Genomic DNA, 23,679 nt, shown 5'->3' with positions numbered 1-23,679 from the left:
AGCGTGTCGGTGCGGAAGATAAAGCCGTTCGCCCTGAGCTTGTCGAAGGGCGGCAGCACGGTGCGTGCAGGGCTAAATTCGATCGCGCGTGGTCTGGCGGTGGGTTTCTGCGTGGGTCGATGCAAAGAACGCACGTGCGTCGCGCCCATCCTTCGCGATGCCCGCAGTGAGGGCCTCGAGGCTGGTGTAGCGCAATTCGTCGTGCAGTTTGTGCAGCAGTTCCACGCGGACGATTTTACCGTAGGCCCCTTCGCTCCCGAGATGGGAGGGCCACTCCAGGCAATGGGTTTCGAGCAGCACCCGCCCGCCGTTGACGTCGTTGGCGTCCAGCGAAGGGCGCACGCCCAGGTTGGCCACGCCCGGCAGGGGCTGCTCGGCCAGGCCGTGCACCAGCACCGCGAAGATGCCGCTGGCCGCTGGTTTCCAGTGCTTGAATCGCAGGTTGAGGGTGCGAAATCCGTCGTCCTGGCCAGGCGACGAGGCGCCCAGCGCGCGGCCGAGCTTGCGGCCATGGACCACGTGGCCCGAGATGGTGTACGGCCGCCCGAGCAGGGTGTGGGCGTCGGCCATGCGGCCTTCGGCCAGGGCCTCGCGCACTGCCGAACTGGACACGCGCAGGCCATGGACCTCGTAGCTGTTCATGCGCGCGACGTCGAAGCCTTGCGCGCCGCCGGCCGCATCGAGCATGGCGTAGTCGCCTGCGCGCCTGGCGCCGAAGCGGAAGTCGTCACCCACCAGCACGTAGCGCGCGCCCAGGCCGTCGAGCAGCACGTTCTGGATGAATTCCTCCGGCGACTGGGTGGCCAGCCGGCCGTCGAACGGCAGCACGATGGTCTGCGCCACCCCGCAGGCCGCCAGTTCGCTGAGCTTGTCGCGCAGCGTGCCGATGCGCGCCGGCGCCAGGTCGGGTTTCTTGGTGATGGCCGCGAAATAGTCGCGCGGATGCGGCTCGAACGTGAGCACGCAGCTCGGCAGCCCGCGCTGGCGGGCCTCGGTCTGCAGCAGCGCGAGCATGGCCTGGTGGCCACGGTGCACGCCGTCGAAATTGCCAATGGTGAGAGCGCAGGCAGGGGCCACGCCCGGGTGCCGGAAGCCGCGAAAAACCTGCATCGGTGAGTATCTTTTTGATAGCGCCTTTCGCCCGCCAATTGGGCGAATCAGGCCGATTTGTCACAAAGCCGGTATATTGTGACGCAGTGCGTTGTCCGGCGTGGGTCTGCAATGCGCTCCGTGTCCCTGGTCTTTCCGTGGTTCTTCCCTTTTTTGAGGAGACGTTGGTGAAGGTCTTGAAGCTGTCGGCCCAAGGGCTGCCCCAGTCATGGATATCGCTTGAACAGGCGGTGATTCACTACGCGGCGGACGAAGTTCGCTGGGAAGTGGGCGCGCAGGTGGCGGTGTTTCGTGGCGGCCACAACGCGGTCACGGGCGAGCAGTCGCAGATCGCGATCAACAGCATCATCGGCACCAAGGGCGTGCCGCGCATCAATCCTTTCACCCAGCGGCCCGGGCTGACCAACAGCAAGCTGTTCTCGCGCGACCGCAACGTCTGCGCCTACTGCGGCGGCCACTTCCACGAAGACGAACTCACCCGCGAGCACATCATTCCCTTTGCCCAGAAGGGCATCGACACCTGGATGAACGTGGTCACGGCCTGCAGGCCTTGCAACCACCGCAAGAGCAGCCGCACGCCCGAGCAGGCGAACATGCCGCTGCTGTACGCGCCCTACGTGCCCAGCCTCTGGGAAGACTTCATCCTGCGCAACCGCCGCATCCTGGCGGACCAGATGGAATTCCTGATGGCGCACCTGCCGCAAAGCTCGCGGCTGCACGACAGCTAGCTGGCTTCAGCGTTTCCAGGCCGGTGGGCGCTTCTCGATGAAGGCCTGCACGCCTTCGAGCGCGGTCTCGTCCATCATGTTGCAGGCCATGGTCTGGCTGGCGTCGGCCAGTGCGGCCTCGATGCCGGTTTCGAGCTGGCGGTAGAACAGGGCCTTGCCCAGAGCCAGCGCCCGGCGTGGCTTGGCGACGATGCTGGCCACCAGCGATTCGACGGCCGCATCGAGTTCCGCAGGCGGCGCCACTCGGTTGACCAGCCCCTTGTCACGCGCTTCCTGCGCACCGATGAACTCGCCTGTCACCAGCATCTCGAAGGCCTCCTTGCGCCCCAGGTTGCGCGACAGCGTGACGCTGGGCGTGGCGCAGAACAGGCCCACGTTCACGCCGCTGACCGCGAACCGCGCATCGCTCGATGCCACCGCCAGGTCGCACACCGCCACCAGCTGGCAGCCCGCCGCCGTCGCGATGCCGTGCACCCGGGCGATCACCGGCACCGGAAGCTTCTGGATCGACAGCATCATCGCGCCGCACCGCTCGAACAGCCGCTGGTAGTAGCTGAGGGACGGTTCGGCACGCATCTCCTTCAGGTCGTGGCCCGCGCAGAAGGCCTTGCCCGCGGCTGCAATGACGACGGCGCGAACGCTCTCGTCGGCCGCCACCTCGCCGAGGGCCGTTTCCAGCGCGCCCAGCATGCCTTCCGACAGGGCATTGAACGACAACGGCCGGTTCAGCGTGAGCGTGACCACCCCGCGGTCGTCGCGTGACTGCAGCACGAAGGGAGCGCCCGTGTCGTTCATGGCGATGCCTCAGTAGGTGAGTTCGAGCACGGTCGTGTGTTCGCTCGCGGCCGGCCATGTGAGGCCCGTGATGCGCTCGCCGTTGAACTCGCCGGTCACCGCGCGCGGCGCACCGCCGCCTTCCAGGCGCAGCCGGGAGGTCGACACGCCAGCCCCCTTGGGCGGCACGCCGGCCGGCGGGCTCTTGCCGTCGAAGCGCAGGATGTCGCGCTGGGCGTCGAAGTAGCCGCGCGGACGGGTGAACACCACGACCGAGCTCGCGCCGTTGTCTGCCGGCGTGACGCGTTCGGGCCGCAGGTGCACGAAGTTGCCGCTGCGCGGAAACGGGCTGCGGTAGATGTGCGTGGCGCCGTAGCCAGGTGCTGCCAGGACGAATTCGTAGCTCGTGTCGCTGCGTGCCTTGAAAGGCCCCCAGCGGCCGTCGGCGCCCACGGACTGGGTGTGGACGGCTTCGCCGCGCCGCACGCCGGTGGCCGGGTCGACCGCATGGACGGTCACTTGCGCGCCGTTCAGCGCCAGGTTCTCGGCGCCGATCGCGCGGCCGTCGAGCACGATGTTCGGCTGCAAGGCGATGTCGGTGCTGCGCGGTGCCTGGCCCGTCAGGAACTGCCACGTCGCGGCGAACGCGGCGGGCGAGAACGAGGTCTCGCGGTGGTCCACGCGCGGCAGCACGACGTTGGTCGCGCCCTTGAGCGCCGGCCCGTCGAAGCCGATGTTCGTCGGCTTGCCCGGCGCGCCGATCCACACGCCGTCGGGCTGGGCGTACTTGTCGTTGTTGTCGGAGCGCAGGGTCATCCATTTCACGCCCGGCGTGACCTCTTCGCCGTTCGGCCCCTTCGGCGCATTGAGCTGCTGCATGAAGCCCGAGAGCCCGGAGAACTCGTTGTTCTCGCGGAAACCCTTCACGGCCCAGATGCCGTGCGCCGGGTTGCCGCCCAGCACCACGTGGCTCACCACGGCCGCGCCGCCGCCGTTCTGCACGTAGTTGCGAATGGTGTTGCCGCCGCGCGAATTGCCGACCAGCACCACCTTGCTGGCACCCGTGGCCTTGAGCACCTGGTCGACCTGGGCCTTGAGGAACACGGCCGAATCGGCCGTCGAACTGCGCCCGGCCTGGGCCACGGCATCGTCGTCGCGCGCCAGCGGGTTGGGCTGGTCGAACGCGAAGAGCCGGTCGCCCGGCCAGCCGTTCGACTCGAAGCGCCAGATCGTCGTCTGCCAGAGCGCAGCCGAATCGCCGTTGCCGTGCACGAAGACGACGGGCGGGCGTTCGGTGTACGACGGCGACGGGGAGGTGGCGCAGGCGGTGAGCATGGTGGCGGCGGCGATTGCGGAGGTCGTGACGACGGCCATGGCAAGGAGGGTGCGACGGGACTGCATGTTTCGTTCCTGAGGGCGAGTTTTCAAGTGAAAACGCCCGCCGGCGCAAGGCGGGCGGGCGTTGGATGCTATGAGAAAAAGACCGTCAGGCGAAGACGCCGGCCGTGTCCTGCATGCGTGCCGACACTTCGCCCAGGTGGTGCAGGGTGTCGCCGAAGGTCATTTCCATCTGCGTGAGCTTGCGGAAGTAGTGGCTGCCGATGTATTCGTCGGTCACCCCGATGCCGCCGTGCAGCTGCACCGAGTTCGCGGCGACGTAGCGCATCGAGGTGCCCAGCTGGTACTTAGCGCGTGCCAGCGCCTGGCGGCGCTCGTCGGCCGGGGCGTTGAGCTTGAGCGTGGCGTAGTAGCTCATGGAGCGCGCGAGCTCCAGCTGCATCTTCATGTCGGCCACGCGATGGCGCAGCGCCTGGAAGCTGGAGATGACCACGCCGAACTGCTTGCGCTGGTTCATGTAGTCGATGGTCAGCGCAACGGTCTTGTCCATCACGCCGACCGCTTCTGCGCAGAGGGCGGCAATGCCGACGTCGACCGCGTGTTCGAGCGCGGCCAGGCCGTCGGCCGTGACCAGGGTGGCGTCGGCCTTGTCGAACACCACCTCGGCCGCGCGGCTGCCGTCCTGCGTGCCGTAGCCGCGGGCCTCGACGCCGCTGGCGCTGCGCTCGACCAGGAAGAGGGCGATCTTGCCGTCGACCTTGGCAGGCACGATGAACGCGTCGGCCTCGTCGCCCACCGGCACCACGCTCTTGGCGCCGGTCAGCGAATAGCCGCTGCCCGACTTCACGGCCGTGGCGTCGCACACGTCGAGGCGGTAGCGCGCCTTGCGTTCCTGGTACGCCAGAACCACGATGGCCTGGCCGCCGGCGATGCGCGGCAGCCAGCTTTCCTTGATGCTGCCGTCGGCATATCCGCTGAGCACCGCGCCGGCGATCAGCGTCTGCGCGAAGGGCTCCAGCACGATGCCGCGGCCCAGTTCTTCCATCACGACCATGCCGGCCACCGGGCCCATGCCCAGGCCGCCGTCGTCCTCGCTGATGTACAGGCCGCCCAGGCCCAGCTCGGCCAGTTCGTCCCAGGCCTCGCGCGAGAAGCCGCCCTTGGCCTCGATGCCGCGGCGGCGCTCGAAGTCATAGCCCTTGTCGACCCACTTGCGAACGGCGTCGCGCAGCTGTTCCTGGTCGTCGGTGAAATTGAAATCCATGTTCGTGTCTCCTCAGCCCAGGACCGTCTGCGCGACGATGTTGCGTTGCACTTCGTTCGAACCGCCGTAGATGGTGGTCTTGCGCATGTTGAAGAAGGTCGATGCCAGCGGTGCGAGCGCCGGGTTGCCGCCGGGGAAGTTGCCCTGCCAGCCGGCTTCCATCGCTTCGCGGATCAGCGGCAGCGAATAAGGGCCGCCGGCCAGCATCATCAGTTCGCTGTAGCGCTGCTGGATCTCGCTGCCGCGGATCTTGAGCAGGCCGGCCACGTCGAGCGAGTTCTTGCCCGAGGTGGCGGCCGACAGCACGCGCAGCACCATCATCTCGAGCGCGACGATGTCGACCTCGAGCTTGGCGATCTCGTCGCGGAAGCGCGCGTCTTCGTACACGCCCTCGCTCTTGGCGATGCGCTTGAGGCGTTCGAGCTCGCGCTTGGCGCGGTTCACGTCGGCGATGTTGGTGCGCTCGTGCGAGAGCAGGTGCTTGGCGTAGGTCCAGCCCTTGTTCTCTTCGCCGATCAGGTTGTCGGCCGGCACTTCGACGTTGTCGAAGAACACCTCGTTCACTTCATGGCCGCCGTCGAGCAGCTTGATGGGGCGAACGGTGACGCCGGGCGACTTCATGTCGAGCAGCAGGAAGCTGATGCCGGTCTGCGGCTTGCCTTCGTTGCTGGTGCGCACGAGGTTGAACATCCAGTCGCCGTACTGGCCCAGGGTGGTCCAGGTCTTCTGGCCGTTGACGATGTATTTGTCGCCCTTGCGCTCGGCCTTGGTCTTGACCGAGGCCAGGTCGGAGCCCGAGCCCGGTTCGCTGTAGCCCTGGCTCCACCACACTTCGCCGCTGGCGATGCCGGGAAGGAAGCGCTTTTGCTGCTCGGCGTTGCCGAAGGCCATGATCACCGGTGCGACCATCACGGGGCCGAAGGGGATGATGCGCGGCGCGCCGGCCAGTGCGGTTTCTTCCTCGAACAGGTGGCGCTGGATGGCGGTCCATCCCGGGCCGCCGAATTCGGTGGGCCAGCCGTAACCCAGCCAACCCTTCTTGCCGAGGATCCTGGCCCAGCCTTGCAGATCGTCGCGCGTCAGTTCGAGCGCGTTGTGCACCTTGTGCGAAATCTCCTTGGGGAGGTTGTCCTTGACCCAGGCGCGAACTTCTTCGCGGAACTTCTGTTCTTCGGGTGTGAAGCTCAAATCCATGCGTGCCTCGCTGTGTTGATCGTTTCGCCGCAGACGCGGTGTGTCTCCGGAGCCCGGAGTTTTAGCACGGTCGTGCTGCTATGCGGTGTCCGCGCCGCGACAAGGGAGACAGGCACGGATAATCCCGCCTCCCATGAAGAACATCGTGATCCTGATCTCCGGCGGCGGCTCCAACATGGCGGCCATCGTGCGCGCCGCAGAGCGCGAGCGCTGGGCCGAGCGCTTCGGCGCGCGCATTGCCGCGGTGGTGAGCAACAAGGCCGAGGCCGGCGGGCTGGCGATTGCCGCCTCGCACGGCATCGCCGCGGCCGTGGTTCCGCACAAGGCGTTCGCCACCCGCGAGGCTTTCGACGAAGCACTGGCGCAGGCGGTCGACGCCCACGCGCCCGCGCTGGTGGTCCTGGCCGGATTCATGCGCATCCTGACGCCGGGCTTCGTCGGGCGTTATGCGGGGCGGCTGGTGAACATCCACCCCTCGCTGCTGCCGGCTTTCCCGGGGCTGCACACGCACCAGCGTGCCATCGAGGCGGGCTGCAAGGTGGCCGGGGTCACGGTGCACCAGGTGACCACAGAGCTCGACCACGGACCGATCCTGGCGCAGGCCGTGGTGCCCGTGCTGCCCGACGACACTGCCGCCACACTGGCCGGCCGGGTGCTCGCGCAGGAGCATCTGTTGTATCCGCGTGCCATCGCGGGATGGCTTGCAGATACATTGAGTCACAAACCTTAAAGTTGTTTATATTCGCGGGTTTTCGGGAGTGTTGACGTGAAAACCCAATCGTTGCTGTTGGCCGCCTTCGCCGCCGCCCTGCTGGCCGGCTGTGCGGCGCCCGCGCCCGCGCCCGCAGCGGCTGCACCCGTACCGCCGCCGGAGCCGGTCTTCCAGTGCAGCGCCGACGGTGCACGTTTTGCCGTGGGCCAGCCCCTGACGCCCCAGCTCGAAGCCGCCGCCCGCGTGCGCGCAGCGGCCGGCACGGTGCGTGTGCTGAAGCCAGGTGACGCAGCCACGACCGAACTGAATGGCGGACGGCTCAATCTCGATGTGGATGCGCGCAACCGCGTGACCGACGTCCGCTGCGGTTGAGGTGAATTTGTTTGCTATTGAAAAAGTAGCAAACAATTCAAGATGGACAAGCGTTTTCGGCTTGAATGACTAGATTTTGGTGAATCTTTGCCGCGGTGTGCCGTCGATGTCGACGGTCTCGCCGAACATGGCGGCCGGCCGGACCCAGAGTCCGCGGGCGCCGTACAAGGCACGGTACAGCGTCATCGGCTCCAGCGTTTCGCTGTGGCGCACGGTGCCGATCACCTCGTATTCGCCGCCCTTGTAGTGACGGTAGCGGCCGGGCGGTGTTTCGATCAGGGGCGGGAGGTCTTCGTCGTTCAACGGGGGCTTCTTTCAGGAACTGTCTGGGATTGATGTGACGGGAGTCGGATGGATCGCGCGGATTTTGTTCATCTGGTTCGACTGAGCGAGCATGCCAGTGCGGACGACAGTGCGCGCTATCGACGCAGCGTGGCGGCCTTTGCCGCGCTCGGTTATGTTTGGGTGCTGGGCTGCCTCGGACTTGCGGTGGGGCTCATTGTCTGGGTGCTTGTGTCGATTCGCGACGAGCGCTTCAGCTTCACTCGCGGCTGGGTGCTGCTGTTTGCGGGCGGGCTGCTCTGGGCCACGCTGCGCGCGCTCTGGGTGCGCTTCGACGAGCCCGAGGGCGTGGAACTCCAGCGCGACGACGCGCCCGCGCTGTTCGAGGCGCTGGACCGCATCCGAAGCAAGATCAAGGGCCCGCTGGTCCACCACGTCTACCTGGACGACGAATTCAACGCCAGCATCCGCCAGGTGCCGCGCTTCGGCCTCTTCGGCGGCGCGATCAATTCTCTGAGCATCGGCCTGCCGCTCTTGATGATGCTCGACCGTCGTCGCCTGCTGTCGGTGCTGGCGCACGAGTACGGCCACCTGCGCGGCAACCATGGCAAGCTGAGCGCGTGGATCTACCGCACGCGGCTGTCCTGGCTCAAGCTCGACGCCAACCTGCAGCGCAACGAAGGCGTGATGGCGCTGTTCTCGCAGGCTTTCTTTCGCTGGTATTTCCCGCGCTTCGCGGCCAAGACCTTCGCACTGGCCCGGCAGGACGAGTACGAGGCCGACCGCATCTCGGGTCGTCTGCTGGGCACCTCGGTGGCGGCCGCCGCGCTGACCGAGATCGCGATCAGGGGCAGCTGGTATGCCAACGAATTCTGGCCCTGGCACTGGTCGCGCGCCGAGCACGATCCGCAGCCGCCAGGCCCGTTCGCGGCACTGCGCAAGCGCGTGCGTACGCCCCCCGACGACGACTTTGCGCGCCAGGCGCTGCGCGAGGCGATGCGCCGCGTCAGCGACCTGGACGACACCCACCCGGTGCTGCGTGACCGGCTGGAGGCACTCCACCAGAAGGCGGCCCTCCCCGAATGGTCCCAGCGCTCGGCGCTCGAATTGCTCGCGGACCGCAAGAAGTGGATCGAGTACTTCGACAACCAGTGGCGCCGCGCGCACGCGGCCGACTGGAAGCAGCACCATGCGCACCGCTTGCGCATTCGTGAACGCATCTCGGTGCTGGCTGCGCGCGGCGAGCACAACACGCCCGACGAGATGGTCGAGTGGGCCGATTCGGAGCGGCGGCTCGACCCGGCGGCGCCTGTTCGTGTGCGCTACGAAAGCGCCCTGCGCATCGCTCCGGAGCATCCGGGCGCACTGCGCGGCCTGGCCCAGATGCTGCCCGCGAGCGACCGTGCGTCGCGGCTCGCCGTGCTCGAGCGGCTGCACGGCTCCGGCGCGGCCAGCCGCTGGTGGGCCGCCAGGAGTGCGGTGGGCACGTTGGAAGACCCCGATGCGGGACCGCACGAGGAAGAGGCGCTCAAGCTGTGGCGCGGCCGTCTCAAGGAGGCGGAGGAGGCCGAGGCGCGCGCCTGGGAGGAAATCACGGGCACGCCGTTCTTCAGCCAGATCTCGCGGCACGACCTCAGCGACTACGAGCTGGGAGAACTTCGCGCCGACCTCGTGCGCTGCCTGCCCGCCTCGCGGGCCTGGCTTGTGCGCAAGAATCTGCGCGAGTTTCCATGGCGCCGTGCCTACATCGTGTTCGTCGACCTGCCGGGGCTCGACGACGAGGACCGCTGGCAGATGTGCCGCCAGTTGGAGCAGACGCTGACCCTGCCGGGCGCCACGCTGGTGCTGTGGGCGGGCCATTCGCCCTCGGTGGAAGACATCGAACAGCAGGCGTTTGGCGAGGTCTGGGCACGCACCGCATAACCCTTGAATGCGGCGCCGGACCGAAGGGGTCGGCTGGCTGAGACAATGGGGGGATGCACCCCAAAGCCCTGTTGGAGGCCACCGCCGATCTGGTCGGCCTTGTCCTGAAATTCGATCACCCGGCCGACCAGGTCGTTTCGCGCTTTTTCCGCGACCACCGCGAGTTCGGCCCGCGCGAGCGCGCGACGCTCGCCGAAACCGTCTACACCGTGCTTCGCAAGAAGCTGTTGTTCGACCACCTCTCGCCCTCGGGCAGCGGCTCGAAGGAGCGCCGCATGGCGATCCTCGGCTTCTATGGCCCGCGCGACTTCCTGAAGAGCGCGCTCAACGACACCGAGAAGCGCTGGCTCGACAACTGCGACGCCGTCAAGCCCGACGACCTGCTCGAACGCCATCGCCACAACCTGCCCGAGTGGCTGGTCGCGCCGCTGAAGGCGCAACTGGGCGACGGCTTCTGGCCGCTGGTCGAGAGCCTGCAGCAACCCGCCCCGCTCGACCTGCGCGTCAATGCGTTGACCGACAAACGCGCGGAAGTGAAGGCGGAGCTTGCGAAGGCTGCTATCAAATCTGAAGTAACGCCGTTCTCGCCCTGGGGCTTGCGCATCGAAGGCAAGCCGGCGCTGACCAAGCTGGATGCATTTGCCCGCGGCGCGGTCGAGGTGCAGGACGAGGGCTCGCAACTGCTCGCGCTGCTGCTGGACGCCAAGCGCGGTGAAATGGTGGTCGACTTCTGCGCCGGCGCGGGCGGCAAGACGCTGGCCATCGGCGCGACGATGCGCAACACCGGGCGCCTGTACGCGTTCGACACGTCGGCGCACCGGCTGGACGCGCTCAAGCCGCGGTTGGCGCGCAGCAAGCTGTCGAACGTGCATCCGGCCGCCATCGCCCATGAACGCGACGACCGCGTCAAGCGCCTGGCGGGCAAGATCGACCGCGTGCTGGTCGATGCGCCGTGCTCCGGGCTGGGCACGTTGCGGCGCAACCCGGACCTGAAATGGCGCCAGTCGGTCAAATCTGTCGAGGAACTGACGGTCAAGCAGGCCGCCATCCTGCAAAGCGCGGCGCGGCTCGTGAAATCGGGTGGCCGTCTGGTTTACGCCACGTGCAGCGTGCTGCCGGAGGAAAACGAGGCCATTGCCGAGGCTTTCGGTGCTGCCAACCCCGATTTCGTGCCGGTGGACGCGGCAGAACTGCTGCAAGGCCTGAAAGTCGAGGGTTTTGAAGCACTGTGCGCCGGCGGGGAGGGGGGGCTGCGCTACCTGCGCCTGTGGCCCCACCGTCATTCCACCGACGGTTTCTTTGCTGCCGTGTGGAACCGCAAATAGGGACAGCACTCCAAACGAGGGTAAATCTGCGGTTTTCTTGAAGGTTTAAAGGGCCCGTTTCGGGTCCACCCCTTTAAAATCGCAGGTTACCTTAAGGCTGCACCTTCGTGCGGCCATGGAGTACCTGACTCAATGTTGCTTCCTGACTCCGCCGTTCTCGACGCGGCCATTCAATGGCTCGGACACGGCCTGTGGGACCTCGCATGGTGGCAAGTCGTGCTGTACACGCTCGTCACCACGCACATCACGATTGCCGCGGTCACGATCTTCCTTCACCGGACGCAAACGCACCGGGCGATGGACCTCGGCCCGATTCCGTCGCATTTCTTCCGCTTCTGGCTGTGGCTCGGCACCGGCATGGTGACCAAGGAGTGGGTTGCCATTCACCGCAAGCACCACGCCAAGTGCGAAACCGTCGACGATCCGCACAGCCCGCAGGTCAAGGGCATCGACGAAGTGCTCTGGCGCGGCGCAGAACTCTATCGCGCCGAATCGAAGAACAAGGAAACGATGGAGCGCTATGGTCACGGCACGCCCGATGACTGGATCGAGCGCAATCTGTACACGCGCTACAGCTGGCAAGGCGTCGGCCTGATGCTGGTCATCAACCTGGCACTGTTCGGCACGCTCGGCATGGCCGTGTGGGCGGTGCAGATGCTGTGGATCCCCATCACCGCCGCCGGCATCATCAACGGCATCGGCCATTATTGGGGCTACCGCAACTTCGAGGCGCAGGACGCCAGCCGCAACATCATGCCTTGGGGCCTGATCATCGGTGGCGAAGAGTTGCACAACAACCATCACACCTACCCGACCTCGGCCAAGTTCTCGGTCAAGAAGTACGAGTTCGACATCGGCTGGGTCTACATCCAGGTGTTCCAGAAACTCGGCTGGGCTAAGGTCAAGAAGGTGCCGCCGAAGATGCAGATGGGCGACATCCAGCCCGTGGCCAACGAGAAGACCCTCGAAGCCGTCATTGCCAACCGCTACGAAGTCATGGCCGGCTATGCGCGTGAAATGCGCCGCGCCACCAGCCTGGAGCTGGATGCGCTGAAGACCAAGGGTGCCGACCTGTCGGTGCTCAAGGCCGCCAAGCGCTGGTTGCACCGTGACGACGACAAGGTGCCAGCGTCGGCCCGCACGCACGTTGTGCAGGCCCGCGCTGCTCATCCGGTGCTCGACAAGATGGTCACGATGCGCGAAGAGTTGCGCCAGCTCTGGCTGAACACCTCGCAGTCTCGTGAGCAACTTGCGGCCGATCTGGCGGCATGGTGCCATCGTGCGGAAGCCAGCGGCATTGCCGGTCTGCGCGACTTCTCGACCCGCCTGCGTGCCGCACGCGCCTGACGCGAGCCAAGCCAATCAAGAAGCCGGCCTGAGGGCCGGCTTTTTTACGTCTGTCAGTTTCGCGCGCCGGCCCTGCTTTTGCGAGAAGTGCAGTGAGGCGAAAAAAGTGCAGGCAACAAAAAACCCGCTGGGTAAGCAGCGGGTTTTTTGTTTTGGAAAACGGAAACTGAATTACTTCAGCTTGATTTCCTTGTATTCGACGTGCTTGCGCGCCTTCGGGTCGAACTTCATGATCGACATCTTTTCAGGCATCGTCTTCTTGTTCTTGCTGGTCGTGTAGAAGTGGCCGGTACCCGCAGTGGATTCCAGCTTGATCTTTTCGCGTCCGCCTTTGCTCGTTGCCATGATTCAGCTCCTTAAGCTTGGCCGCGTGCGCGCAGGTCTGCGAGCACGGCGTCGATACCGTTCTTGTCGATCAGGCGCAGGGCAGCGCTCGAAACGCGCAGGCGAACCCAGCGGTTTTCAGTTTCGACCCAGAAACGGCGGTATTGCAGGTTCGGCAGGAACCGGCGCTTGGTTTTGTTGTTGGCGTGGGAAACATTGTTTCCGACCATCGGGCCTTTGCCCGTTACGTCGCATACGCGTGCCATGAGGACACTCTTTCTTGAACAGCTGGCACCGCTCGCAACCGAAAAGTCGCAGGGTGTTTTGCAGCTTGACCTCGCCAGAAACGGGTGGCGGTACCCCGGCTTTGCCGTAACCTGTCCTTGTTGAAGGGTGGTCCTATTTCGGCAAAGCCTCGGATTATAGCCCTTTCCCCCGCCGCCTGGTTTAAAGCGTGCCGTCCTGTTCCAGGAAGCGCTGCGCGTCCAAGGCCGCCATGCAGCCGGTGCCTGCGCTGGTGATCGCCTGGCGGTACACGTTGTCCTGCACGTCGCCTGCGGCAAAGACGCCGGGAATGCTGGTCATCGTGGCAAAGCCTTGCAGGCCGGAGCGGGTCAGGATGTAGTTGTCCTTCATGTCCAGCTGGCCCTGGAAGATGTCGGTGTTGGGGTGGTGGCCGATGGCAATGAAGCAACCCTTGAGGTCGATCTGTTCGGTGGCGCCGGTCTTCGTGCTCTTGAGGCGGATACCCGTCACGCCCGAATCGTCGCCCAGCACCTGGTCGAGTTCACTGTGCAGCTTCAGGACGATCTTGCCCTCGGCCACTTTCTCCATCACCTTGTCGATCAGGATCGGCTCGGCGCGGAACTTGTCCCGGCGGTGCACCAGCGTGACCTTGTTTGCGATGTTGGAGAGATAAAGCGCCTCCTCGACGGCCGTATTGCCGCCTCCGATCACGCAGACTTCCTGTTCACGGTAGAAGAAGCCGTCGCAGGTGGCGCATGCAGAGACGCCGCGGCCCATGAACTTTTCTTCGGAAGCCAGGCCCAGGTACTTGGCCGAGGCGCCCGTTGCAATGATGAGCGAGTCGCAGGTGTAGGTGGCGCTGTCGCCGGTCAGGGTGAAGGGGCGCTTGCTCAGGTCGACCTTGTTGATGTGGTCGAACACGATCTGCGTGTTGAAGCGTTCGGCGTGCTCCAGGAAGCGCTGCATCAGGTCCGGGCCCTGCACGCCGTGCACGTCGGCGGGCCAGTTGTCGACCTCGGTGGTGGTCATCAGCTGGCCGCCTTGAGCGATGCCGGTGATGAGCAATGGCTTCAGGTTTGCGCGCGCTGCGTAGACGGCGGCGGTGTAGCCGGCGGGGCCGGAGCCGAGAATCAAAACCTGGGCGTGTTGGGGTGCGGACATGAGTGGAAAACCTAGGATGAACGCTTCGTCAGCGTGTACATTTTCAGGGTGGTAGCGATATGTATGGAGTATCACTGCCCGGTTCAACACCGGGTAAACGGTGTTTTCAATGCGCGCGATTGTAGTAATCCATTGGCGGGTCTTCTGGACTGCTCCGTGCGCTGTCTCAGGGATTGATTAATGTCGATGCTGTCCAACCTCGAATTGCTTCGGCGCGTTCCCTTGTTCGCGTCCCTGACGGCCACGCAGTCCGCAAGCATCGCGGACGCGATCATCAAGAAGCGATTCAAGCGCTCCGAGGTCGTCGTGGAGCAAGGCAAGAAGTCCGACGCGCTCTACATCATCCTGACGGGGCGCGCGCGCGTCACCAGCGCCGACAGCCGCGGGCGCGAAGTCATCCTGGCCACGCTGCATCCCGGCGACTACCTGGGCGAGATGAGCCTGATCGACGACGAGCCGCATTCGGCCACCGTGCGCACCGAAATCCAGTGCGACGTGCTCATGCTGGGACGCGACGCCTTCGCGCGTTGCCTGCCCGAGAACTCCTCCATGGCATACAACATCATGCGCGGCCTGGTGCAGCGCCTGCGCCACGCCGACCGCAAGATCGAATCGCTGGCGCTGATGGACGTGTATGGTCGCGTGGCGCGTTCGCTGCTCGAGTTCGCCATCGAGGACGGCGCGGGCAACCTGAAGGTGCGTGACAAGATTTCCCGCCAGGACCTGGCCAAGATGGTGGGCGCTTCGCGCGAGATGGTGAGCCGCGTCATGAAGGACCTCGAAGAGCGCGGTTTCGTGCAGACCCAGGAAGACGGCTCGATGATCGTCAAGGAACGGCTCCTGTCCCTGGCTTGAGCCTGCGGGGTCGGCCCATCACTGGCGGCCCTGGCCTTTTGTTGTAGTGTTCGTGCGTCCGCCTCCGTTTTTCCGGGCCGGACGCCGTGTTTTTCATGACCTATTCGCTCAATACGCTTCAATCTTCTTCTGCCGCCCAGGGCCAACCCGTGCGCGTGCGCGCCATGCGCTTCGCCCACGAGATCACGCTGATTGCAGGATTCGCAGCGCTGTTGTTCTGGCTGCTCGCCATGCTGAGCTTCACGCCTTCCGACGCGGCCTGGTCGACATCGGGCACCGGGGGCGAAATCAAGAACTGGGGCGGGCGCATCGGCGCCTGGCTGGCCGACGGCAGCTATTTCCTTGCGGGTTATTCCGTCTGGTGGTGCCTTGCCGCCGGGCTGCGTGCCTGGCTCTCTTCGCTCGCAGGATGGCTGCGCGGCGGTGAGTCTGCGCCGGCGGCCGAGCAGCCCCCGCGCGGCCGTTTCAATCGCAGCCGCCTGGCGTTCTGGTTCGGCCTCGTGCTGCTGCTGTGCGCGAGCACGGTACTCGAATGGTCGCGACTGTATCGTCTCGAAGCCCATCTGCCGGGTTCCGGCGGCGGCGCGCTGGGCTACCTCGTGGGCCCGGCCAGCGTTCGCTGGATGGGCTTCACAGGTTCGGCGCTGATTGCCATCGCGGGCGGCGTGATCGGTTCGGCGCTGGTGTTCCGCTTCTCATGGAGCCTGATCGCCGAGCGCATCGGCGCGCGTGCGTATTCGCTCTTCGAGTCGCGCCGCGAGAAACGCGAAATGGCGGCCGACATCGCCATGGGCAAGCAGGCCGCCCGCGAGCGCGCCGAGGCTGACGAGCCGGCCTTCATGCGCGGCGATTCGCTCGGCAAGGCCGAGCCCTCCATGGCGCCGGCGCCGGGCGGTTTCGCTGACGACGACGAAGAAATTCTCATCGAGCCGCGGCCCAAGCGCCGCGCCGCTTCCCCGCCGGTGCAGATCGAGCCCGCGTTGGCCGAAGTGCCCAAGAGCGATCGCGTCGTCAAGGAGCGCCAGAAGCCGCTTTTCAAGGAACTGCCCGACAGCAAGCTGCCTCAGGTCGACCTGCTCGATGCGGCGCTGGTGCGCCAGGAAACGGTGTCTTCCGACACGCTCGAGATGACCTCGCGCATGATCGAGAAGAAGCTCAAGGACTTCGGCGTCGAGGTGCGCGTGGTGCTTGCGTCGCCCGGCCCTGTCATCACGCGCTACGAAATCGAGCCCGCCACCGGCGTCAAAGGCTCGCAGATCCTTGGCCTGGCCAAGGACCTCGCGCGCTCGCTCTCGCTGGTGTCGATCCGCGTGGTCGAGACGATTCCGGGCAAGAACTACATGGCGCTCGAATTGCCGAACGCCAAGCGCCAGTCGATCAAGCTCAGTGAAATCCTGGGCTCGCAGATCTACAACGAAGGCAAGTCGATGCTCACCATGGGGCTCGGCAAGGACATCATCGGCAACCCGGTGGTGGCCGACCTCGCGAAGATGCCGCACGTGCTGGTGGCCGGTACCACCGGCTCCGGCAAGTCGGTCGGCATCAACGCCATGATCCTGTCGCTGCTCTACAAGGCCGAGGCACGCGACGTTCGCCTGCTCATGATCGACCCCAAGATGCTTGAAATGTCGGTCTACGAAGGCATTCCGCACCTGCTGGCGCCCGTGGTCACCGACATGCGCCAGGCCGCGCACGGCCTGAACTGGTGCGTGGCCGAAATGGAGCGCCGCTACAAGCTCATGAGCAAGCTCGGCGTACGCAACCTGGCGGGCTACAACACCAAGATCGACGAAGCCAAGGCGCGCGAAGAGTTCATCTACAACCCGTTCAGCCTCACGCCCGACGATCCGGAGCCCCTCAAGCGCGAGCCGCACATCGTGGTGGTCATCGACGAACTGGCCGACCTGATGATGGTGGTCGGCAAGAAGATCGAAGAGCTCATTGCACGCCTTGCGCAAAAGGCACGTGCCGCTGGCATCCACCTGATCCTGGCCACGCAGCGTCCCAGCGTCGACGTGATCACCGGCCTGATCAAGGCCAACATCCCGACCCGCATCGCGTTCCAGGTGTCGAGCAAGATCGACAGCCGGACCATCCTCGACCAGATGGGCGCCGAAGCGCTGCTCGGCATGGGTGACATGCTCTACATGCCCAGCGGCACGGGTCTGCCGATCCGCGTGCATGGCGCCTTTGTCAGCGACGAGGAAGTGCACCGCGTGGTCGCCTACTTGAAGAGCCAGGGCGAACCCGACTACATCGAAGGCGTGCTCGAGGGCGGCACGGTCGACGGCGACGGTGACGGCGACCTGCTGGGTGGCGGCGATGCCGAAAAAGACCCGATGTACGACCAGGCGGTCGAGGTCGTGCTCAAGAATCGCAAGGCCAGCATCTCGCTGGTGCAGCGCCACCTGAAGATCGGCTACAACCGCGCGGCGCGCCTTGTCGAAGACATGGAAAAGGCCGGTCTGGTCAGTTCCATGAGCGGCAGCGGCCAGCGCGAAATTCTGGTGCCGGCACGCGCGTCGGAGTAATTCGCCGCGAACCTTCGAAATCAGGTTACGTGCTGAAAGGCAATTTGCAAAAGCGCTGTACGGCATTGCAAATCTTCATCCAGACCTACAGCTGCCGCAATTGACGGCAGCTAGGGTCGAGGCCCGTGGCACAGCCCCGTGCCACAGCACAGCTATTGCGAGCAATCGCGAGGAATCCAAATTGAAATTGCGTCATTGGCTATTGATCGGCCTCCTGTGTTCCGCCAATGCATGGGCCGGCGGGCTCGAGAGCCTCGAAACCTTCGTGAAGACCGTCAAGTCGGGCCGCGCCGACTTCACCCAGACCGTGACCGCCCCGCCGCGCGAAGGCCAGCCGGGCCGCACCAAGACCTCCACGGGCACCTTCGAATTCCAGCGTCCCGGCAAGTTCAAGTTCGACTACCAGAAGCCTTTTGCACAGAGCATCGTGGCCGACGGCAAGACGCTCTGGCTGTACGACGCCGACCTCAACCAGGTCACGCAACGTACGCAGGCCCAGGCGCTGGGCTCCACGCCCGCGGCGTTGATTGCCGCGGCGCCCGACCTGCGCGCCTTGCAGGCCGATTTCACGCTGGAAGCCGCGCCGGAGCGCGATGGCCTGCAATGGGTCAAGGCCACGCCGAAGAACAAGGACGGCCAGCTGCAGAGCGTGCAGGTCGGCTTCCAGGGCGACGCGCTGGCGGCGCTCGAGATTCTCGACAGCTTCGGCCAGCGCTCGGTGCTCAAGTTCAGCAAGGTCGAAGTGAACCCGTCGATGCCCGCGAGCGTGTTCGATTTCAAGGCGCCCGCCGGCGCCGACGTCGTCAAGCAATAGCGCAATCTCCATCGGTTTGGCCACCTCCGCCCACCAGCCCCTTGCCGAACGCCTGCGTCCCAAGACGCTGGGCGAGGTGATCGGCCAGCAGCACCTGCTCGGCCCGGGCATGTCGCTGCGCATCGCCTTCGAGTCGGGCCAGCCGCATTCCTGCATCCTCTGGGGGCCGCCGGGCACCGGCAAGACCACCATCGCGCGGCTCATGGCCGATGCCTTCGATGCCCAGTTCCTCAGCATCAGCGCGGTGCTGGGTGGCGTGAAGGACATCCGCGAAGCGGTCGACCGCGCCACCTCGGCGCGCGACGGGCTCGAGCAGCGGCGCACCATCGTCTTCGTGGACGAGGTGCACCGCTTCAACAAGAGCCAGCAGGACGCGTTCCTGCCGCATGTGGAATCCGGTCTTTTCACCTTCATCGGCGCGACCACCGAGAACCCGTCCTTCGAAGTCAACTCCGCGCTGCTCTCGCGTGCCGCGGTGTACGTGCTGCAGTCGCTCAACGAGCAAGACCTCCAGCAGATCGTGGTGCGCGCGCAGGCCATCCAGGCCGTGCCCGGCATCGAGGCCGCCGCGGTCGAACGCCTCGTGGCCTATGCCGACGGCGATGCGCGCCGGTTGCTCAACACCCTCGAGACGCTTGCTGTCGCGGCGCAGGCCGAAAAGCTCGGGCAGATCACCGACGAGTGGTTGCTGCGCGTGCTCGGCGAGCGCATGCGGCGCTACGACAAGGGCGGCGAACAGTTCTACGACACCATCAGCGCGCTGCACAAGTCGGTGCGCGGCAGCGACCCCGACGCCGCGCTCTACTGGTTCGTGCGCATGCTCGACGGCGGCGCCGACCCGCGCTACATGGCGCGCCGCCTGGTGCGCATGGCCAGCGAGGACATCGGCCTGGCCGACCCGCGCGCGCTGCGCTTGGCGCTGGACGCGGCCGAGGTCTACGAACGCCTGGGTACCCCCGAAGGCGAACTGGCGCTGGCCGAGTGCGTGGTCTACCTCGCCATCGCACCCAAGTCGAACGCGGTCTACAAGGCCTACAACGCGGTGCGCGCCCTCATCAAGAAGGACAGCACGCGCCCGGTGCCCATGCACCTGCGCAACGCGCCCACCAAGCTCATGAAGGAGCTCGACTACGGCAAGGGATACCGCTACGCGCACGACGAGGAGGGCGGTTTTGCCGCTGGCGAGCGCTACCTCCCGGACGGCCTGGAAGGCCAGGTCTTCTACGAACCGGTGGATCGCGGACTCGAAATTCGCATCGGCGAGAAGCTGCGCGAACTGCGACGCCGAAACGCTGAAACCAACGATTGATACCGTCTTGCAACATGCACCCAGCGAGTGCATGACCTCACGCGCATACAGCATGAGGTGAGCGGGTAAACCCCGGTCAACACGCACCAATTCAGCGCTGGTGCGTGCTTACAATCCCGCCCACAAATCCGCCAGCGACACATGCTGGCTGGTTTTTTGCTTGTCATGCCAAGGGCGCCAAACCGGTGCCTCGGTGGGTGAATGGCACCCCGCGTCGGTGCAACACATAGGAAATCGCGTTATGGAAATATTGCTGCAGCAGATCATCAACGGTCTGGTACTGGGCAGCATGTATGCCTTGATAGCCTTGGGCTACACCATGGTGTACGGCATCATCAATCTGATCAACTTTGCACACGGAGAGGTATTGATGGTGGGGGCTCTGACGAGCTGGACCATCATCGGGCTCATGCAGGACGCCATGCCCGGAACGCCCGGGTGGCTGATCCTCCTCATTTCCCTGGTCATTGCCTGCATCGTTGCGGCAACCCTGAATTTCGTGATCGAGAAGGTGGCCTACCGGCCGCTGCGCAACAGCCCCAAGCTCGCGCCGCTCATCACCGCCATCGGCATGTCGATCCTGCTGCAGACGCTGGCCATGATCATCTGGAAGCCGACCAACAAGGCTTACCCGAACCTGCTGCCCACCGACCCCATCCACCTGGGCGGCGCCGTCATCTCGCCCACCCAGGTCATGATCCTGAGCGTCACGGCGTTCTCGCTCGTGGTGCTGATGTGGCTGGTCAACTACACCAAGCTCGGGCGCGCCATGCGCGCCACCGCGGAGAACCCGCGCGTGGCGGCCCTCATGGGCATCCGCCCCGACATGGTCATCTCGGCCACCTTCATCATCGGCGCCGTGCTCGCGGCCATCGCCGGCGTGATGTACGCGTCGAACTACGGCATCGCGCAACATGCAATGGGCTTCCTGCCCGGCCTGAAGGCCTTCACCGCGGCCGTGTTCGGCGGCATCGGCAACCTCGCGGGCGCAGTGGTCGGCGGCATCCTGCTGGGCCTCATCGAGGCCATCGGCTCGGGCTACATCGGGACGCTGACGGGCGGTGTGCTGGGCAGCAACTACAGCGACATCTTCGCGTTCATCGTGCTGATCGTCATGCTCACCCTGCGGCCGTCGGGCCTGCTCGGCGAGCGCGTGGCGGACCGTGCCTAAGGAGCGAACCATGAAGAACAGCAAGAACCTCGCTCTCTACGTCGTCGGCATCATCGCCGTGCTGGCACTGCCCCTGCTGCTGCAGATGCAGGGCAACGCCTGGGTGCGCATCGCCGACATCGCACTGCTCTACGTGCTGCTGGCCCTGGGCCTGAACATCGTGGTCGGCTACGCCGGCCTGCTCGACCTGGGCTACGTGGCCTTCTTCGCGGTGGGTGCCTATCTCTATGCGTTGATGGGGTCGTCGCACCTGACCGAGACCTTCCCCTGGTTCGCGCAGATGTTCCCGAACGGCCTGCACACCTCGCTGCTGATCGTGGTCCCGCTGGCCCTGGTGGTGGCCGGCTGCCTCGGCGTGCTGTTGGGTGCGCCCACGCTCAAGCTGCGCGGCGACTACCTCGCCATCGTGACGCTGGGCTTCGGCGAAATCATCCGCGTGTTCCTGAACAACCTGGACCAGCCGGTGAACATCACCAACGGTCCGAAGGGCATCACGGCCATCGACTCCATCAAGTTCTGGGGCCTGGACCTGGGCAAGGCATGGAAGTTCGACGGCTTCACGATCTCGTCGGTGTCGCTGTACTACTACCTGTTCCTGGTGCTGGTGATCGCCACCGTGATCATCTCGCACCGCCTGCAGGTCTCGCGCATCGGGCGCGCCTGGATGGCCATTCGCGAAGACGAGATCGCCGCCAAGGCCATGGGCATCAACACCCGCAACATGAAGCTGCTGGCCTTCGGCATGGGCGCCAGTTTCGGCGGTGTGTCGGGCGCCATGTTCGCGGCCTTCCAGGGCTTCGTGTCTCCGGAATCCTTCAGCCTGATGGAGTCGGTGATGATCGTCGCCATGGTCGTGCTCGGCGGCATCGGCCACCTGCCCGGCGTCATTCTGGGCGCGGTGCTGCTGGCCGCGCTGCCCGAGGTGCTGCGCTACGTGGCCGGCCCGCTGCAATCAATCACGGGCGGACGCCTCGACGCGTCGATCCTGCGCCAGCTCTTCATTGCGCTGGCCATGATCATCATCATGCTGGTGCGCCCGCGTGGCCTGTGGCCTTCGCCGGAGCACGGCAAGACGCTGACCAAGAAGGGCGGCGTGCCTGTGGACCCGGCCCATGCGGCCGTGGCGCCGGGGTCGCTGCAGACGCATGCGCCGGGCATCGACTCGCCCGCCGACGAATTGCCGGGCGCGGCCTCGCGCCCCATGTCGATCAATCCGTGAACGCCGCAGGACCCATCAACATGACGACGACTACGGACACCATCCTCGACGTGCGCGGCATCTCCAAGCGCTTCGGCGGCTTGCAGGCCCTCTCGGACGTGGGCATCACCATCAAGCGCGGCCAGGTCTACGGCCTGATCGGCCCCAACGGCGCGGGCAAGACCACGTTCTTCAACGTGATCACCGGCCTGTACACGCCCGACAGCGGCAGCTTCGAGCTTGCGGGCAAGCCTTACCAGCCGACGGCCGTGCATGAAGTGGCCAAGGCCGGCATTGCGCGCACCTTCCAGAACATCCGCCTTTTCGCCGAAATGACGGCGCTGGAAAACGTGATGGTCGGGCGCCACATTCGCACGAATTCGGGCGTGTTCGGCGCGATGCTGCGCACCCGCAGCTTCAAGACCGAAGAGAAGGCCATTGCCGACCGCGCGCACGAGCTGCTCGACTACGTGGGCATCGGCAAGTTCGCCGACTACAAGGCCCGCACGCTGAGCTACGGCGACCAGCGCCGCCTGGAAATTGCGCGCGCCCTGGCCACCGACCCGCAGCTCATCGCGCTGGACGAGCCGGCCGCCGGCATGAATTCCACCGAGAAGGTGGCACTGCGCGAGCTGATCGACCGCATCCGGCGCGACAACCGCACCATCCTGATCATCGAACACGACGTCAAGCTCATCATGGGCCTGTGCGACCGCGTCACCGTGCTGGACTACGGCAAGCAGATTGCCGAAGGAACGCCGGCCGACGTGCAGAAGAACGAAAAGGTGATCGAGGCTTACCTCGGCACCGGAGGCCACTGACATGAGCACCGCAACCATGAGCGAACAAGAAACCGTGTCGAACGCGGCGCAGGCCAAGGCGGCAGGCAAGACGCTGCTGAAGGTCAGCGGCCTGAAAGTGGGCTACGGCGGCATCCAGGCCGTGAAGGGCGTGGACTTCGAGGTGCGCGAGGGCGAGCTGGTCTCGCTGATCGGCTCCAACGGCGCCGGCAAGACCACCACCATGAAGGCCATCACCGGCACGCTGCCGCCCGGGGCCGGCACCATCGAGTTCTTGGGCCGCAGCATCAAGGGTCGCGGCGCCTGGGACCTGGTGGGCGAGGGCCTCGTGATGGTGCCGGAAGGCCGCGGCGTGTTCACGCGCATGACCATCACCGAGAACCTGCAGATCGGCGCCTACATCCGCAAGGACAAGGCCGAGATCGCCAGCGACATGGAGCGCGTCTTCGTCACCTTCCCGCGCCTGCGCGAGCGCAAGGACCAGCTGGCCGGCACCATGTCGGGCGGCGAGCAACAGATGCTGGCGATGGGCCGCGCGCTGATGGCGCGCCCCAAGGTACTGCTGCTCGACGAACCGACCATGGGCCTGTCGCCCATCATGTGCGACAAGATCTTCGAGGTGGTGCAGACCGTGGCCTCGCAGGGCGTGACCATCCTGCTGGTGGAGCAGAACGCCAACCGCGCGCTGCAGCTGGCCGACCGCGGTTATGTTATGGAGTCGGGCCTGATCACCATGAACGGTGAAGCCAAGGCCCTGCTCAGCGACCCGCGCGTGCGGGCCGCCTACCTGGGCGAATAGCCGCCGGATTCCCTTCCGGAAATACCGCGGAACCGGCTCTGCCGGACCGCAGGTATTGCCCCCTTGCAAGGGGGGAAAGCGGCACGAAGTGCGCGAAGCCCG

General features: G+C 65.6%; 23 protein-coding genes. 14 read left to right on the top strand and 9 right to left on the bottom strand.

Annotation, left to right across the window (positions count from 1 at the left end):
• Window positions 1-72: 72 nt before the first annotated feature.
• Entirely contained in the window at window positions 73-1,110 is a 1,038-nt protein-coding gene (locus AC1DJH_RS05455; RefSeq protein ID WP_472116199.1) for a bifunctional riboflavin kinase/FAD synthetase, read from the bottom strand.
• Between the two features lie 167 nt (window positions 1,111-1,277).
• On the opposite strand from AC1DJH_RS05455, the gene AC1DJH_RS05450 reads away from it, so the two are divergent.
• Window positions 1,278-1,838 (top strand): HNH endonuclease, encoded by a 561-nt coding sequence (locus AC1DJH_RS05450; RefSeq protein ID WP_478184962.1) that lies wholly within the window; start codon window positions 1,278-1,280, stop codon window positions 1,836-1,838.
• A 6-nt stretch (window positions 1,839-1,844) separates the two neighbouring features.
• On the opposite strand, the gene AC1DJH_RS05445 is transcribed toward AC1DJH_RS05450, so the two are convergent.
• The 4 genes from AC1DJH_RS05445 to AC1DJH_RS05430 all read right to left on the bottom strand — a co-directional run bounded on the left by AC1DJH_RS05445 (window position 1,845) and on the right by AC1DJH_RS05430 (window position 6,408).
• Complete coding sequence (locus AC1DJH_RS05445) at window positions 1,845-2,633, bottom strand: enoyl-CoA hydratase (protein ID WP_478184961.1); 789 nt, start codon at window positions 2,631-2,633, stop codon at window positions 1,845-1,847.
• A gap of 9 nt (window positions 2,634-2,642) precedes the next feature.
• Window positions 2,643-4,013: an alpha/beta fold hydrolase gene (locus AC1DJH_RS05440; protein WP_478184960.1), complete on the bottom strand. Its 1,371-nt coding sequence runs from the start codon at window positions 4,011-4,013 to the stop codon at window positions 2,643-2,645.
• An 85-nt stretch (window positions 4,014-4,098) separates the two neighbouring features.
• Window positions 4,099-5,214, bottom strand: a complete 1,116-nt coding sequence (locus tag AC1DJH_RS05435) for an acyl-CoA dehydrogenase family protein (protein WP_478184959.1) — start codon at window positions 5,212-5,214, stop codon at window positions 4,099-4,101.
• Window positions 5,215-5,226: 12 nt separating this feature from the next.
• Window positions 5,227-6,408 carry an acyl-CoA dehydrogenase family protein gene (locus AC1DJH_RS05430; protein ID WP_478184958.1) on the bottom strand — a complete coding sequence of 394 codons (1,182 nt, stop codon included), beginning with the start codon at window positions 6,406-6,408 and terminating at the stop codon, window positions 5,227-5,229.
• A 133-nt stretch (window positions 6,409-6,541) separates the two neighbouring features.
• Between AC1DJH_RS05430 and purN the strand changes: the two genes are divergently transcribed.
• Window positions 6,542-7,138, top strand: coding sequence for a phosphoribosylglycinamide formyltransferase (gene purN, locus AC1DJH_RS05425; RefSeq protein WP_478184957.1), 597 nt, complete (start codon window positions 6,542-6,544; stop codon window positions 7,136-7,138).
• A 36-nt stretch (window positions 7,139-7,174) separates the two neighbouring features.
• A complete protein-coding gene (locus tag AC1DJH_RS05420; RefSeq protein ID WP_435493828.1) occupies window positions 7,175-7,492 on the top strand; it encodes an I78 family peptidase inhibitor in 318 nt (105 codons plus the stop codon).
• Between the two features lie 69 nt (window positions 7,493-7,561).
• Here the strand turns inward: AC1DJH_RS05420 and AC1DJH_RS05415 are convergent, their stop codons facing one another.
• A complete protein-coding gene (locus tag AC1DJH_RS05415) occupies window positions 7,562-7,795 on the bottom strand; it encodes a DUF1653 domain-containing protein (protein ID WP_478184956.1) in 234 nt (77 codons plus the stop codon).
• A gap of 48 nt (window positions 7,796-7,843) precedes the next feature.
• Here AC1DJH_RS05415 and AC1DJH_RS05410 point away from each other — a divergent pair, with 48 nt between their 5' ends.
• The 3 genes from AC1DJH_RS05410 (at window position 7,844) to AC1DJH_RS05400 (ending at window position 12,369) form a co-directional block, all read left to right on the top strand.
• On the top strand, window positions 7,844-9,697 hold the full coding sequence (locus tag AC1DJH_RS05410; RefSeq protein ID WP_478184955.1) for a M48 family metallopeptidase: 1,854 nt from the start codon (window positions 7,844-7,846) through the stop codon (window positions 9,695-9,697).
• Window positions 9,698-9,750: 53 nt separating this feature from the next.
• Window positions 9,751-11,022, top strand: coding sequence for an RsmB/NOP family class I SAM-dependent RNA methyltransferase (locus AC1DJH_RS05405; RefSeq protein ID WP_478184954.1), 1,272 nt, complete (start codon window positions 9,751-9,753; stop codon window positions 11,020-11,022).
• A 132-nt stretch (window positions 11,023-11,154) separates the two neighbouring features.
• Window positions 11,155-12,369 (top strand): DesA family fatty acid desaturase, encoded by a 1,215-nt coding sequence (locus tag AC1DJH_RS05400; RefSeq protein ID WP_435482930.1) that lies wholly within the window; start codon window positions 11,155-11,157, stop codon window positions 12,367-12,369.
• 171 nt (window positions 12,370-12,540) lie between these two features.
• On the opposite strand, the gene rpmG is transcribed toward AC1DJH_RS05400, so the two are convergent.
• From rpmG to trxB, 3 genes are all read right to left on the bottom strand, one after another.
• Window positions 12,541-12,714 (bottom strand): 50S ribosomal protein L33, encoded by a 174-nt coding sequence (gene rpmG / locus AC1DJH_RS05395; protein WP_007830291.1) that lies wholly within the window; start codon window positions 12,712-12,714, stop codon window positions 12,541-12,543.
• A gap of 11 nt (window positions 12,715-12,725) precedes the next feature.
• Window positions 12,726-12,959, bottom strand: coding sequence for a 50S ribosomal protein L28 (rpmB, locus tag AC1DJH_RS05390; protein WP_007830293.1), 234 nt, complete (start codon window positions 12,957-12,959; stop codon window positions 12,726-12,728).
• 181 nt (window positions 12,960-13,140) lie between these two features.
• Entirely contained in the window at window positions 13,141-14,100 is a 960-nt protein-coding gene (trxB, locus tag AC1DJH_RS05385; RefSeq protein ID WP_472116222.1) for a thioredoxin-disulfide reductase, read from the bottom strand.
• A gap of 180 nt (window positions 14,101-14,280) precedes the next feature.
• Here trxB and AC1DJH_RS05380 point away from each other — a divergent pair, with 180 nt between their 5' ends.
• The 8 genes from AC1DJH_RS05380 (at window position 14,281) to AC1DJH_RS05345 (ending at window position 23,577) form a co-directional block, all read left to right on the top strand.
• Window positions 14,281-14,955, top strand: a complete 675-nt coding sequence (locus AC1DJH_RS05380; RefSeq protein WP_435440646.1) for a Crp/Fnr family transcriptional regulator — start codon at window positions 14,281-14,283, stop codon at window positions 14,953-14,955.
• Between the two features lie 95 nt (window positions 14,956-15,050).
• Window positions 15,051-17,486 carry a DNA translocase FtsK gene (locus tag AC1DJH_RS05375; RefSeq protein ID WP_478184953.1) on the top strand — a complete coding sequence of 812 codons (2,436 nt, stop codon included), beginning with the start codon at window positions 15,051-15,053 and terminating at the stop codon, window positions 17,484-17,486.
• A gap of 181 nt (window positions 17,487-17,667) precedes the next feature.
• Window positions 17,668-18,300, top strand: coding sequence for an outer membrane lipoprotein periplasmic chaperone LolA (gene lolA / locus AC1DJH_RS05370; RefSeq protein ID WP_435482933.1), 633 nt, complete (start codon window positions 17,668-17,670; stop codon window positions 18,298-18,300).
• Between the two features lie 16 nt (window positions 18,301-18,316).
• Window positions 18,317-19,609, top strand: a complete 1,293-nt coding sequence (locus tag AC1DJH_RS05365) for a replication-associated recombination protein A (RefSeq protein WP_478184952.1) — start codon at window positions 18,317-18,319, stop codon at window positions 19,607-19,609.
• A gap of 241 nt (window positions 19,610-19,850) precedes the next feature.
• Window positions 19,851-20,780, top strand: a complete 930-nt coding sequence (locus AC1DJH_RS05360; protein ID WP_435440650.1) for a branched-chain amino acid ABC transporter permease — start codon at window positions 19,851-19,853, stop codon at window positions 20,778-20,780.
• A 10-nt stretch (window positions 20,781-20,790) separates the two neighbouring features.
• On the top strand, window positions 20,791-21,999 hold the full coding sequence (locus AC1DJH_RS05355; protein ID WP_472116230.1) for a branched-chain amino acid ABC transporter permease: 1,209 nt from the start codon (window positions 20,791-20,793) through the stop codon (window positions 21,997-21,999).
• A 20-nt stretch (window positions 22,000-22,019) separates the two neighbouring features.
• The gene (locus AC1DJH_RS05350) at window positions 22,020-22,799 is read left to right on the top strand and encodes an ABC transporter ATP-binding protein (RefSeq protein ID WP_435440652.1); all 780 of its coding nucleotides are present in this window, start codon (window positions 22,020-22,022) and stop codon (window positions 22,797-22,799) included.
• A 16-nt stretch (window positions 22,800-22,815) separates the two neighbouring features.
• Window positions 22,816-23,577 carry an ABC transporter ATP-binding protein gene (locus tag AC1DJH_RS05345; RefSeq protein ID WP_435440664.1) on the top strand — a complete coding sequence of 254 codons (762 nt, stop codon included), beginning with the start codon at window positions 22,816-22,818 and terminating at the stop codon, window positions 23,575-23,577.
• The last annotated feature ends 102 nt before the right edge of the window (window positions 23,578-23,679 follow it).

It is taken from the genome of Variovorax sp. 10N412 (assembly GCF_056394985.1).
Note: the sequence above shows the minus strand (reverse complement) of the source record. Positions and strands in the feature narration are given on the sequence as shown.